The 13,810-nt window shown below is 44.8% G+C and carries 9 protein-coding genes; 1 reads left to right on the forward strand and 8 read right to left on the reverse strand.

Annotated elements, in window-relative coordinates; all coding sequences use genetic code 11:
* Positions 1-8 precede the first annotated feature (8 nt).
* The 4 genes from FEM33_RS21960 to tamL form a co-directional block, all read right to left on the reverse strand.
* The gene (locus tag FEM33_RS21960; RefSeq protein WP_310588832.1) at positions 9-569 is read right to left on the reverse strand and encodes an LptE family protein; all 561 of its coding nucleotides are present in this window, start codon (positions 567-569) and stop codon (positions 9-11) included.
* Complete coding sequence (locus FEM33_RS21965) at positions 559-1,854, reverse strand: sigma-54 interaction domain-containing protein (RefSeq protein WP_139014133.1); 1,296 nt, start codon at positions 1,852-1,854, stop codon at positions 559-561. The genes FEM33_RS21960 and FEM33_RS21965 overlap by 11 nt, the downstream gene beginning before the upstream one ends.
* 74 nt (positions 1,855-1,928) lie before the next feature.
* Positions 1,929-3,419, reverse strand: coding sequence for a tRNA (N6-isopentenyl adenosine(37)-C2)-methylthiotransferase MiaB (miaB, locus tag FEM33_RS21970; protein ID WP_139014134.1), 1,491 nt, complete (start codon positions 3,417-3,419; stop codon positions 1,929-1,931).
* Between the two features lie 146 nt (positions 3,420-3,565).
* Positions 3,566-6,046, reverse strand: a complete 2,481-nt coding sequence (gene tamL / locus FEM33_RS21975; RefSeq protein WP_229214361.1) for a translocation and assembly module lipoprotein TamL — start codon at positions 6,044-6,046, stop codon at positions 3,566-3,568.
* On the opposite strand from tamL, the gene FEM33_RS21980 reads away from it, so the two are divergent.
* Entirely contained in the window at positions 6,037-6,801 is a 765-nt protein-coding gene (locus tag FEM33_RS21980) for a TrmH family RNA methyltransferase (RefSeq protein WP_139014135.1), read from the forward strand. The two genes, tamL and FEM33_RS21980, sit on opposite strands and share 10 nt — an antisense overlap.
* Before the next feature lie 7 nt (positions 6,802-6,808).
* On the opposite strand, the gene FEM33_RS21985 is transcribed toward FEM33_RS21980, so the two are convergent.
* The 4 genes from FEM33_RS21985 to FEM33_RS22000 form a co-directional block, all read right to left on the reverse strand.
* The gene (locus tag FEM33_RS21985; protein WP_139014136.1) at positions 6,809-7,597 is read right to left on the reverse strand and encodes a queuosine precursor transporter; all 789 of its coding nucleotides are present in this window, start codon (positions 7,595-7,597) and stop codon (positions 6,809-6,811) included.
* Positions 7,598-7,648: 51 nt separating this feature from the next.
* Positions 7,649-8,893: a pyridoxal phosphate-dependent aminotransferase gene (locus FEM33_RS21990; RefSeq protein WP_139014137.1), complete on the reverse strand. Its 1,245-nt coding sequence runs from the start codon at positions 8,891-8,893 to the stop codon at positions 7,649-7,651.
* A 139-nt stretch (positions 8,894-9,032) separates the two neighbouring features.
* Complete coding sequence (locus FEM33_RS21995) at positions 9,033-10,472, reverse strand: SusD/RagB family nutrient-binding outer membrane lipoprotein (RefSeq protein ID WP_139014138.1); 1,440 nt, start codon at positions 10,470-10,472, stop codon at positions 9,033-9,035.
* Between the two features lie 8 nt (positions 10,473-10,480).
* A complete protein-coding gene (locus FEM33_RS22000; protein ID WP_139014139.1) occupies positions 10,481-13,729 on the reverse strand; it encodes a SusC/RagA family TonB-linked outer membrane protein in 3,249 nt (1,082 codons plus the stop codon).
* Positions 13,730-13,810 lie beyond the last annotated feature (81 nt).

Here is a 13,810-nt window from a genome sequence, read left to right on the forward strand (position 1 = left end):
AAATTCTTCTACCAGTCCGCAGCCGATTTATTAAAGATCTGCTGTACTAAATTTTCCCGGATTGTAGGCAAAAGCCGCGCTTCGTTCTGGTTAAGCGTTTGATCCTGTGGAAAGTCTGCGTAATAGGTAAATGACTGGTCAAAATTCTTGGTTTCATCCTTTGCATTCGTAAAACGCACCTGTACGGTTACATTCAAACGGTTTAATCCGGCCTGATCGTTTGCCGTCGGCGCAGCTGCCAGTACGTCGTATCCGGTAATGGAACCTTCCAGAATCAGGTCTCCGCCGCCCGGCTGACTGATCAGACTTGTGTTTCTCTGAAAATATTCTTTCAGTTCTTCCGTAAGCCGGAGCGGAAGATCGGCCGGGCCGCCGGCTGTTCCGGTTGTAAAATTAAGAACACTGAAAGTCTTGATGTCCGGCGACAAGCTGGTGCCGGTAAATGAGTACACGCCGCATCCTGAGATAAAAACGGTGCAATGCAGGAAAAAGAGTATAAGCACAAACTTTTTCGCGAATGTCGCCATGCTGTTTTTCAGATACGGATCTGCTTTTAATTTATTCTTCAATGTCGTATTGCTTGATCTTTCTGTATAACGTTCTTTCCGATATGCCCAATGCACTGGCTGCGTACTTTCGTTTATTGTTGTTTTTTCTCAATGCCTTAATGATCATTTCCTTTTCCTTGTCTTCCAGAGAAAGCGATTCTTCTTCTGCCGTTACATGCACAACATCTTCTATTTCACTTCTTTCGTCTGAATACCGGTCAAGATCCACCGTTCTGGAAATGGGCGGAGGCAGTAAGCGTGCGGGCTCGGTTGCCGGCGCAGTAACAGTTGGTTCCGCATTGGTGAGGGAGCTGAAAAGTTCCTGATGATCTTTCAGGATATCGCCTCCGTATTTTTCATTTTCAAGTACATTGCGGACCAGTTTTTTCAGTTCCGTCATATCCCTGCGCATGTCAAACAGAACCTTGTAAAGCAGTTCTCTTTCGGAAAAGGATTCGGCCGTATTTTCTCCCTGGCGCAGCGTGACCAGTGCTTTTCTGCTGGAAGGCTGTACGGGATTAAGGTAATTGTTCAGTGTATCATGACTGATCGGCAGATCTTTGTCGGTTTCAAGAATGGTGATCTGTTCGGCGATGTTTTTCAACTGGCGGATATTTCCCGGAAATGCATACTGCATCAGCAGATCGCGTGCCTCCACATCCAGCCTGACCGGTTTTGTACGGTATCTTTCGGAAAAATCATTTGTAAACTTTCTGAAAAGCAGCAGAATATCTTCGCCGCGGTCGCGCAATGGCGGAACGTAAATGGGAACGGTATTAAGCCGGTAATAAAGATCTTCCCGGAACTTGCCGTTATTTACTGCATCCAGCAAATTTACATTGGTCGCAGCCACTACGCGGACATTGGTTTTGAGCACTTTGGAAGATCCTACACGGATGTATTCCCCGTTTTCCAGAACACGCAGCAGCCTTGCCTGCGTACCGATGGGCATTTCACCGACTTCATCCAGAAAAATTGTTCCGCTGTTGGTGGTTTCAAAATAACCTTTCCTGGCGTCCAGCGCACCTGTAAAAGAACCTTTTTCATGTCCGAAAAGCTCTGAATCAATAGTGCCTTCCGGAATGGCGCCGCAGTTGATGGCAATGAACGGTCCGTGTTTACGGGAGCTGAGGCTGTGTATGATTTTGGAAAATGATTCTTTTCCGCTGCCACTTTCTCCGGTAATCAGAACGGTAAGATCGGTTGCTGCCACTTGTACGGCTACATTGATCGCATGGTTCAATCCGGGTGAATTGCCGATAATGCCGAAACGGTTCTTTATTGCTTGTATTTCCGCTGAATTCATGAAAATGGCTGTTGGCCTTACTGTAAGCCTTTAATACATTTTTAAAATAATAGGGTCTGAATTCTCATTTCAGATCACTGCAATACTTCTGTGGCGACAACAGCATGGCCGCGTAGCGTTGCAGCAGTACAGTCCGTGATCATGACATCAACATAATCACCGACTTTGAAATTTTCTCTTGGGAAAACCACTCTTTTGTTCTGATCATTTCTGCCGCTGAAATCTTCATCCGAACGTTTGGATGTGCCTTCAACCAATACTTTCTGAACCTTTCCGACAAGCCTCTGATTGCGTTCCAGAGAAATACGCTGCTGTAAATCTATAATTTCAGCCAGTCTTCTTTGCTTTACATCCGCCGGGATGTCATCGATGAATTTTTTGGCAGCCAGCGTTCCGGGGCGTTCGGAATAGGCAAACATATAACCAAAATCAAATTTTACGTATTCCAGCAATGAAAGGGAATCCTGATGTTCTTCTTCGGTTTCTGTACAAAATCCGGCGATCATATCCTGAGAAATACCGCAATCGTCGCCAAGTATGCGGCGTATGCTGTCAATTCTTTCCAGGTACCATTCTCTGTTATAAGTCCGGTTCATGATTTCCAGAACCCGGCTGTTGCCGCTTTGTGCGGGTAAGTGAATGTATTTACAGATATTATCGTGTTTTTTCATCGTATAAAGCACTTCATCCGTAATGTCTTTTGGATGAGAAGTGCTGAAACGTACACGGAGTTCAGGACTGACAAGCGCAACCATTTCCAGAAGCTGTGCAAAATTGACCTGAGTCTGCGCAGAGACATTTTCGGTATGTTCTTCTGTTACAGCAGAAATTCCGGGTTGTCCAAGCCATTTATAGCTGTCCACATTCTGTCCGAGCAGCGTCACTTCTTTATATCCGTCGTTAAATAATCCCTGCGCTTCTTTTACGATGGAATACGGGTCCCGGCTGCGTTCGCGGCCGCGTGTAAACGGGACTACGCAGAAGCTGCACATGTTGTCACAGCCGCGCATGATGGAAATAAATGCAGTTACGCCGTTGGAATTCAGGCGTATCGGTGAAATATCGGCATAGGTTTCTTCACGGGATAAAAACACGTTGACTCCTTTCTGCCCGGTTTCGGCTTCCTCAACAAGCCGCGGAAGATCGCGGTAAGCGTCCGGCCCGGTTACGATATCGACCATTTTTTCTTCTTCCAGCAACTTGGCTTTCAAACGCTCGGCCATGCAGCCCAGCACGCCGATAAGTGTGCCCGGCCGTTTTTTCTTGAGAACGTTCAGCTGCCGCAGACGTGTTCTTACGCGCTGTTCGGCATTGTCGCGTATGGCGCAGGTGTTCAGAAATATCAGATCAGCATTTTCTGCTTCCGACGTTGTTGCAAATCCGGCTTCACGCATGACAGACGCCACGATTTCACTGTCCGCAAAATTCATCTGGCAGCCATAGCTTTCAATAAAGAGCCTTTTCTTTTGGGAAACAGGTTCGTTTTCTGTTATATGGACCGTTTCACAGGCTTCCTTGTCTGCATCGGTCAGTATTTTTAAAGTCTCGGTAATTCTGTTTTCCATCTTGAAGGGAAAGTCTTAAACCCGTATTATAAATGACAAAGCCGAAGGAAAATAGATGGATCCGGCCTCTGCAATGAATTACAAATATAAAAAGAAATCGGTGAAAACTGACAAACTGTCATAGCATGATCGCCAAAATGCAATTACTAGAACGGATATCCGACACCTAAGTTGATATTCAGGAAATTGGACTGGGTACGGTTGAAAAGTTTGTTGAATTCCAGTTCATCCAGTACAAAACGTTGCAGGGCCGGATCGTAAACTTTTATCCCGAAGTCAAATCTCAGAATGAAGAAAGAAAGGTCATAACGTATTCCGAAGCCGGTCCCGACTGCGATTTCGCTGAGAAAATTACTGGTTTTCAGTTTTTGTTCCACCGGCGCATTGCTGTTCAGGTTCCAGACATTTCCGGCATCAATAAAAAGAGCGTAATTGATATCCCCGAAAAACTTGGCCAGAAATCCCCGCCATTCCAGATTTCCTTCCATTAAAAATTCGCCCGGCGACTCAAAAGACAGATTGTTGGAAGTCCGTCTTGGCTCTGAGCGGCCCGGTCCGAGCCTGCGCGGAAGCCATGCGCGCAAGCTGTTTGACCCTCCGGCGAAAAAGTACTTTTCATACGGCGGAACCTTGTTGTTTCCGTAACTGTAAATAGCACCCGAATTTATCCTTGCCACAAACGCTGAACGTCTGCCGACCGGCCAGTAACGGCGATAATCGGCATTCCAGCGCAGGTATTTGTAAAACTGCAGATCTTTGTCATTAAATACATCTTTGATAACCCGCTCCTGATTTGGCAGAATATTCAGGGAAGTTCCGCCGGATTCCAGTGCAATGCGCAGGTAACGGGCATTTTTTGGCGGACCGATGAGCGTATTGGTATTGTAAACGAAGTTGAAATTAATATCCGACACAAAGGATTTGTTGAAACTGTTGATCAGGTTATTTCCCTGATCTCGCAGTGTATCGAGCAAACTCGCAAAATCAGCCCGGATATTCTGCGTGTTCAAAACGTTAAGGTCAATCAGGGAAAGATTGAACAAGGTTGTGTTGCTCGGCTGCCAGGAATACGTCATTGCAGCTTTAAGGTTTGTACGCGTGTATTCCGGTCTGTTTACATAGTTATAGCCCAGCCCGAGCTGTGTTCTCGGGTTATATGCCGCCGTTTGCTTTTGTAACAGGCTGCCGGGCGTCAGCAATCTTGGAAAAATGAGCGAAGTATTCAGTCCGACTTCCTCACTGCGGTAGATGGGATTGTTACCGCCCAGAAAACCCGGAACCAGTTCAATGCCGCCGCGCAGGTTGGCCTCAAAATTTTCAAGTCCGTTGAAAACATTTCTGATTTTATACGAAAGATTGGCAAAAGGCCCCGGTGCGCCCTGAAGCTGGATAACGTTCAGACCGAGATCGGTTGAAATCTGATATTTTTCCAGAGGAATAACCTTGAAAAAACTGTTGATTCCTTTTCCGGTAGAATCAAGCGTGTAGCTGTAATTGACAAAACGGAACTGATCCGTAAGCGACAATTGCTGCTGCGTATCCCTTTCTTTCTTCTGGCTGTAAAAAGCGCCCGGACGAACCTGAATCTTGCTGTCAAGGATTTTTGTGGCAAATCTTTTATCCGAAAAAACATACTGAATGCCCTGATAACGAACTGTGTCTTTTCTGAAAAGCGAATCGGGTAATCCGGACGGCGGCAAAACTTCAAAATGGATCGAATTGATCTTGTAACGATCCGGCTTGTTGGCCGGGCCGGGCAAATCCACACGGACCTGCACGTCAACTGACTTGAAAAAAGTGTCCGTAGCTGCGTTGGTTATCGTGTCATTGATAAGGTAAGATACATTCTGTCTGGAAAAACCGAAGTAACCTTCATTTCTGAGCAAAGTTTCCAGCCGGATCCTTTCTTCTTCAAAGGAATCACCGTCGTACCTTTTTTTGCTGACCAGCGCGGCACCTTTTCCGTTTGCGTTGATGATGCTGTCGACAAGCACATTTTTGATTTTGTACTGAATATCCTTGATCATCGTCGGCCGGTTTTCCGTCACCAGATAATTAACCCTGACTCTGTTAAAAGTCGTATCCGGCTTGAAAGTGACAACGGATTCAAAGAAACCGTTGTTATAAAGGTATTTCTGCATTTTTTCTGCATTCTGCAGAACCTCGTTTATGTTGAAATAAACCGGCGCTTCACCCAGAACACGCATGAAAAAATTTCCCTGATTTACTTTTACCTGCGCCCGTTTGAGTTTTTTTGCATACTTGCGCTGAATTTTGTCGAGCTTTCGTGGCGAATTTTCTTTATTAAGGCTTTCTTTCTGATAATTTTGCGTGATTTCAATGACATTCCGCTGTTTTTCTTCCTTGTTATAAAACAGCTCCCCGAATCGGTACAATCCGACATACGGGAAAAACGGCAGGCCGAGAAGCCGCCGGTTCGGTTTTTGAGGAATCAGCGCATCCAGTTCGGAATCATTGATAACATGATTTCCTTTGATGGAAGAATTTCCTAGGTAATAGCTTCTTGAACTGGAAGGTGTTTTAGGCGCACAGGAAAATGATCCCGACAAAATCAGGAAAACAAACCAGCTATATATAATCCTGTAATTACTGTTCAATGCTGTCAAAAAGTCGTATTAAATATATTAATGCTCTTAAAATCAAAAAGTACCGGCAACTGCACCAGTCTTTTATCGTAGAAGGTGCCAAGAGTGTGCTGGAACTGCTTGATTCGGATTTTAAGATAGAGTTTGTTTTATCAACATCAGAGTTCCGGCAAAAATACTCAAGTAATTTATCCCGGCATAATGCTGTGACAGAAACCGTGACTTTACAGGAACTCAAGGGTTTGGGTTCATTTCAGACCAACGATTCCTGCCTGGCCGTTGCTAAAACAAAGGATAACGTTTTTTTGTCTCCGGATGCGGCTGAATATGTGCTTATTCTGGACGATGTGCGCGATCCGGGCAATCTCGGAACGATCATACGTGTTGCCGACTGGTACGGAATCAGTAAAATAATCTGTTCTGAAGATACAACGGACATGTACAATCCGAAGGTTATTTCGGCCAGCAAAGGATCTTTTACAAGAGTGAATATTTTTTATACGGATCTGGCTTCCTACTTGTCGGCCAATGCAGCGGGAAAGGAAGTTGCCGGCGCTTTTCTGGGCGGTAAATCCATTTACGATTACCGTTTTTCAAATTCCGGCGGGTTTATTGTCATGGGCAACGAGTCCAACGGAATCAGTAAGGAAATTGAAGCTTTTGTAACGGACAGGATTACGATTCCGAGGATCGGAGAAGCCGAGTCGCTGAATGTCGGAATTGCCACTGCCGTTATGCTCGATAACATGCGTCGCCAGACTGCGATCAAGCAGTAGTTTTCAATTACTCGTGTGCAGCTTTATGCGACAGTTCTTCCGCATATTCTTTTCCAAGGTAATTATCTATAAAATAATGTGCGATGTAGAGAAGCGGCGTTAGTAAAATGGCAACAATGCCTTTGTAGACATAATTAATGCTGCCGACGGAAAAAACCTGATCCAGACTCCAGTTGCCGAAAACGTAAAACGCAATGGTGATCACGACAAAGCTGTCGACCAGTTGCGAAAACATCGTGGAACCTGTTGCCCTGAGCCAAATAAAGCGGCTTCCGGTTCTTCTGCGCAGCCATGAGAAAACAAACACATCCAGCAGCTGTCCGAGCAGAAAAGCCACGATGGAACCGATCATGATGCCAAGCCCCTGATTGAAGATTTTGGTAAATGCGTCGTTGATATTAAACACATTTCCGTGACTGTCGGTATTGTTGATGTCCAGCCAGAATTTGGCGGGAGGCAGCTTGGTGGCAGCCAGAATGGTAATGAACGTGTAGGCTATGAAGCAGGCCGTCAGAAATGAAATGCGTTTCACACCTTTCCGCCCGAAGTATTCATTGATGATATCCGACGTAATAAATACGACCGGCCAGTTGATAACGCCGGCAGTCATGTTAAAATCGAGTTTCTGGCCTGCAATCGGCAATTGTGCCGGTGAAAGTCCGAGCAAGGTTTCAACAGAGAATATCTTTCCGCCGATGATTTCGGCAATGAGCGCATTGGTCAGGAAAATACCGCATAGCAAAAGGAACAGGCGTTGCCTTTTGGCTTCCTGTACCGAATTATCCTGTATTGTCATTTAAAAGGTTTGATAGTTTACTGACAGAGGAGGAAATTACAAAGATCGGTTTCAGACAATCACGTTCTCAATGGTTTTGGCGGATAATACCCTGTGGTTTTCAAGAAAGTATTCCAGCTTGTCCATCGCCTGATTCAGTTCATCAATAGTGGGCAGAAACACAATCCTGAAATGGTCATTGCTGATGTAATTGAATCCGGTTCCGGCAACAACAAGTACTTTCTGGTCACTCAAAAGATCGTAAACAAACTGCTCGTCTGTTTTCAGCCCGAATTTTTTCAGGTCAATTTTCGGGAACACGTATAAAGAACCTTTCGGGCGCACGCAAGTAATGCCGGGAATGGAAGTCAGCCGGTCATAAACGAGGTTCATTTGCTTGTGCAGCCTTCCTGTGGGAACAACCAGTTCCTTAATGCTCTGATAACCGCCCAGTGCCGTCTGAATGGCATATTGCGTCGGGACATTGGCGCAAAGGCGCATACTGGCCAGCAGCAGCAAGCCTTCCATGTAGGATTTTGCTTTTTGTTTTGCACCGCTGAGAATCATCCATCCGCCGCGGAAACCTGCTGAGCGGTAATTTTTGGAAAGTCCGCCATAAGTAACGCACAAGGTATCCGTTACAAAAGAGCCCATCGGATAATGTACCGCTCCGTTGTAAAGAATCTTGTCATAAATTTCATCTGAAAAAAGGATCAGCCCGTGTTCTTCGGCAATTTTTGCCATGCGTTTCAGAACGTCCTTTTCATAAACGGCACCGGTCGGATTGTTCGGATTGATCAGAACAATTCCTTTGGTACGCGGCGTTATTTTCTTTTCAAGATCATCCAGATCAGGATTCCAGTCAGAAGCTTCATCACATACATAATGCACAGGCGTTCCGCCGCTGAGTGCAATAGCTGCTGTCCAGAGCGGATAATCCGGAGAAGGAACCAGGATTTCATCACCGGGGTTCAGCAAAGCCTGCATGGAAAGCAGGATCAGTTCACTTACACCGTTTCCGATAAAAATGTCATTAATTTCAACATCCTGTATCCCGATTGTCTGCGTATAATGCATCACAGCCTTGCGTGCCGCGAACAAACCCCTTGAATCTGAATATCCCTGTGCATTGCGGATGTTCATGATGATATCATGGACAATTTCATCCGGAGAATCGAAGCCGAAAGGGGCGGGGTTCCCGATATTCAGGTTGTGGATTTTATAACCCTGGCTTTCAAGTTCAAGCGCTTTGTGATAAGTAGCACCGCGAATTTCGTATTTGAGATTGTTAAGGCGCTGGCTTTTTAGAATTTCCATTGTGTATGATCAGGATAACTTTTCAAAGTTAAAAAAAAACGGCTGTAAAGCGAATCAAATTGACATTGCAGCTTTTACAGCATAAAAAAAGGCGGACATAAATGAATATGCCCGCCTTTTTCAGAATCTTAATTGTTTATCAGAACTTGTCCCACCATAATTTGGTCGTTACAAGGTCACCTCCGATTGCAGCTGCGGCAGCTTCGCGGTTTGCACCGTTCAGCGTTTGCTCGTTAATCGGGTAAATCATGCGAACAGGAATTGCAAGACTTCCGGCAGGAATATTACCGCCAGACGGTGGAGATAGTTTTGGGAAATCCAGCCTTCTCCATTCTACCCATGCTTCCCATCCTCTGTTATAAAGGGCCAGCCATTTCTGGAAACCGATTTTTTCTTTCCAGTTGGTTGCAGCAGTAGCATAAGCAACTTTTGGCTGAGCAAGATAAGTAGCAGCGGCGGCTGCATCGCCCGTCCAGTAAACAATGGATGCTGTTACGCCCTTGTTATAATGCTCAGCGGCAGAACCTGTAATAAAGCCTCTTTCAACTGCTTCTGCCAATAAAAATTCAACTTCCGAATAATCCAGAAGAATGCCTTCCAGACTTGGCGTAATGATTTTTTCACTTACGTGTGAGAATGCAGAATATGTGTTCAGAAATCCGTACTGGCCGCCAATGTATTTGCCATCCACAGAAGTGAAATAAGAAGATCTTCTAGGATCATTCAGATCATTCATCGGATTGACGATTGTTGAAGCAGCTACAAAATCCTGACGGCTTGAATACAACGGATTCAAATTCTGTGCAATCGGGTTGTAGTTTGGTGGCGTACTGATGTATGGAAATGCAGCTTTATCGTCATTAGAGGTAAATACATTCGGTGCAGCTTCTGCTACGAGTGTTTTTGCCTTTGCAGGATCACTGTCAGCAATAATCATTGCAAGTTTCAATTGCAGCGAATTTCCAAATTTGAACCATTTGTTCATATCACCTTTATAAATCAGATCTCCGCTTGTAAATGCTGTTCCTCCGCTTTTTAGATTAGGCAATGCAGCATGTAAACGATCAAGAAGAGAATAATACACGGTTTTTGCATCATCATACTTTGGCAGCGGATTTTCAGGATTCAATGCTTCGGTGTAAGGAATATCACCAAAAGTATTGACCAGTACTGACCATGCAAGTACTTCCACCACTTCAATCTGTGCCAGTTGCACTTTCTTGGTAGCATCTGAAAGCAGTGGATCTGCATTGACAATACTACGGGATTCATTCAAATCTGAAATAACACCTTTGTAAATTCCCTGCCAGAAAGCCTGTGGAATGGTACGTGCCTGAACATTGTATCTCGGCTCGTCCAGGTACGTAGTTGTAGACCATTGCTGAACATACAGACGATAGTTATTAACGTTTACGTTCGGCGTTGTAAGTGTATCCGCCAGACCTTTCAGTGCATTGGAGAAAAGTGTAACCGCAGGCACTACGGAAGGACGCTTTTGATCTACATTGTAATCATCCAGACTGTCAACACAGGATGCCAGCAGCAGAATGGGTAAAAAGAAAACGATTATTTTTTTCATAATAATTTTTAGAAACGGAATTTAACATTGAAACCATAGCTTCTTACTGCCGGATATGCACCGCTTTGGTATCCACCTGCACCGCTGGAAACACCTGAGCTCAAACCTTCTTCTGGATCCGAGTATTTCATGTTTTTATGAATGATCCAAAGGTTACGGCCAATAACTGAAAGGTCGATTGCTTTGAATGCACGCAGTTTGGAAACAACATTCTGAGGCAGGCTGTAAGTCAAGGCTACTTCTCTCAGCTTGATGTAGCTTCCATCATAAATGTACATGGCTCTCGGTGGGTTGGCAGGGTATCCGTAAGCAGTTGCTCCGTTACCGTCCAGGTTTTCAGCTCTGATTGTATTCGGAGTTCCGTCAGCCTGTACGCCGGGGAACAAAACACCTCCGCCTTGTGCAACCGGGCTTCTTTTAGGATTTCCAAGCTCGTTCAAACCTGCTGTAATCGGATACATACCTGTTCCTTCTCCATACCATTGATCCAGTGACCAGATATCTCCTCCATGACGCATATCAAGCAAGAAGTTCAATGAAACGTTTTTGTATTTCAAATTATTGCTTATACCGCCGATCCAGTCTGGGTTCGGGTTACCGATGATTTCGGCAGAACTTGCAGAAGCCTGGTACATACCATTTGTTTTAACAATTTTCTGACCATTTTCGTGGTAAACAAAGTTGGTGCCTCTGATTATTCCAAAAGGTTGTCCTTCGGCAGCATTCAGAGAAACACCTCCCTGCAGAGAAGCAATAGGTACGTTCGTTACTTTACCGGCACCTTCCCCATATAAGCTGATTACTTTATTCCTGTTACGTGCAAAGTTAACATTTACAGTCCAGGAGAAACTTCCTGTTCTTACAGGCGTAACATAAGCCGAAACTTCAACTCCTTTGTTTTGTACCTCTCCGGAATTTACATAAATGAAAGAATAACCCGTTGCAGCAGTAGTAGAAACTGGAAGAATCTGGTCAAGCGTGCTTGAACGGTAATAAGTGACATTCAATCCAAGTCGGTCGTCAAGAAACGCTGTTTCCAAACCAAATTCATAGTTTTTTGTACGTTCCGGTTTCAGATTCGGATTGTTCATGGTGTTACGCAATGTAAAGTAAGGAACAGAACCGATGCCCGTAGGTTTGTCATAAACTTTACGGGTACTTCCCCATGGTGCGTCATTACCTACTTCTGCGTAGTTGGCACTGATTTTACCCATTGTCAGCCAGTTGGTCTTGAAAATTTCCAGGTTGGAAAAGTTAAAGTTTGCACCGATTGCAGGATAGAAGTAAGTGTTGTTTCCTTCACTCAATGTTGTCGATTTGTCCTGTCTTGCAGTAAGGTCAAGGTTAACCAGTTCTTTGTAACCAAAAGACGCCTGACCGTAAATACCATCCACACCGATTCTTCTGTAAATTTCAGACGGTGCTTCAATTGGGTTCACAGAGTTTGACAAAGAGTACAGGTTCGGAACAACCATACCGCCGTTTGTTTTTGCTCTGATCGCATCTTCTGTGGATCTGCGCATACTTCCTCCAAGCAAACCGGAAAAACTGATATCTTTGGTAATGCTCTTGCGGAAGTTAAAAATTACGTCAAGGTTAGTCTCGTTGAACGAACGGTTATAACGCATGTATTCTGCGGGATCAGCGCTTCCGAAAGCAATTCTTTCTTCCTGCATATCATTGGTGCCGTTGTAAGCAAACCGGCCGGTCAGGTCAACCCATGAAGCAATTTTGTACACAGCCTGCGCATAACCGAAGAAGTTGTTGCGGCTGTCGTTGGAGAAATTCTGGTATCTTGAGAAATACGGGTTTTCAGAATATATCGGTCCGTTTTCTTCCAGAGGAGCCGTCGGGTCTCTCCAGTTCCACGTAATGTTCTGCTCGTTTCTGAAGTATGCTTCTTTTTGTTCAAGCAAGTCCACGTTGGTCTGAAACCATTGTCTGAACTGCTGGTTAGGGTTTTTACCATTATAACCCGTTCCGTATCTTCCTAGACCTTTGATGTTCGAAAAGTTGGCGTTAGCCGAAACAGTCAGTTTTTTGCTCAAATCGTAAGAAGCAGAAAAGTTGAACAGGTTTTTTTCAAGCTTGCTGTTTGGCAAAACACCTTTGTCATCTGCTCTTGTAAAACCAAGTTTGAAAGTAGAATTTTCACCACCGCCGGTTACATTAACACTCTGGTTGGAAGTAACAGCAGTTTCGTAGAATTTGTCCGGGCCATTCTGGGCAGCAACCCACGGAGTCATTTTCCCGTAGTTAGGGCCGGAAGGATCGATGGCATTCCACTGATAAACCATACGGCTTGGATCAAATTTTGCACCGAAAGAAGCATCCGCGTCAAAAACAACAATGTCGCCTTCTCCTGAGCCAAGATCGCCTCTGTAAAATTCGTCCGCAGAACCTGCACCGCCATAACCGGCACCATATTCTTTCTGGTATTTGGCAAATGTCGTTTTATCGATTTTACCCCATGTTACACCGCTGTTTACGGTTACATCGAAACTGTTTTTACGACCTTGCTTTGTAGTGATCAAAATAACACCATTGGAAGCACGTGAACCGTAAAGAGCCGTTGCAGCTGCACCTTTCAGAACGTTAACGGAAGCAATGTTGTCCGGGTTGATATCCGAAGCAGCATTACCATAATCTGTTCCTGAACGGCCTGTCTGCTGATCAGCAGTATTGGTATTGGCATTGGATACCGGCACACCGTCGATAACCCACAGAGCCTGGTTGTTACCTGTAATGGATTTGTATCCGCGAATGATCACGTTTGTGGATCCGCCAAGGTTGTTGTTGGTTTTGATGTCAAGACCTGCCACTTTACCGGAAAGGGAATTCATGACGTTTGTGCCGCGTGCCTGCGTGATCTGCTCGGCGCTGACCTGTTGGGCAGCATACACAAGCTCGTTTCTCTTTCTTTCCTGTCCAAGTGCCGTTACAACAACTTCCTGCAGCTGGCTTACATCATTTTTAAGGGAAACATTAATCGTTGACTGGCTTCCTACATTTACTTCCTGAGTCTGGAAACCAATAAAGCTGAACACAAGCGTTGCACCTGTTTCGGCATTGATTGAGTATGTGCCCTCGCTGTCCGTAGTAGTACCCCGATTAGTACCTTTCAAAGAAATGTTCACACCCGGCAGCACTGAGCCGTCTTCGGCACTGACTTTACCAGTCACTGCACGATCCTGGGCATGTATTTGTGCACTCAACAGCAGCAAGCATCCCAGTAAGGATAATAGAATCTTCCTCATACGTTAAATTAAAAAGTTAGGTTGTTATGTTAACATAATATTGCAAAATTAATTATTAGTTTAACCATTACAACGTTTTAA

This window comes from Dyadobacter flavalbus, from assembly GCF_006149045.1.
GTDB classification, from domain to species: Bacteria; Bacteroidota; Bacteroidia; order Cytophagales; family Spirosomataceae; genus Dyadobacter; species Dyadobacter flavalbus.

Coding starts and splice junctions, on each gene's coding strand:
- miaB (WP_139014134.1), bottom strand. CDS start 3,419: ATGGAAAACAGAATTACCGAGACTTTAAAAATACTGACCGATGCAGAC.
- FEM33_RS21995 (WP_139014138.1), bottom strand. CDS start 10,472: ATGAAAAAAATAATCGTTTTCTTTTTACCCATTCTGCTGCTGGCATCC.
- FEM33_RS22000 (WP_139014139.1), bottom strand. CDS start 13,729: ATGAGGAAGATTCTATTATCCTTACTGGGATGCTTGCTGCTGTTGAGT.
- FEM33_RS21985 (WP_139014136.1), bottom strand. CDS start 7,597: ATGACAATACAGGATAATTCGGTACAGGAAGCCAAAAGGCAACGCCTG.
- FEM33_RS21980 (WP_139014135.1), top strand. CDS start 6,037: ATGCTGTCAAAAAGTCGTATTAAATATATTAATGCTCTTAAAATCAAA.
- FEM33_RS21990 (WP_139014137.1), bottom strand. CDS start 8,893: ATGGAAATTCTAAAAAGCCAGCGCCTTAACAATCTCAAATACGAAATT.
- FEM33_RS21965 (WP_139014133.1), bottom strand. CDS start 1,854: ATGAATTCAGCGGAAATACAAGCAATAAAGAACCGTTTCGGCATTATC.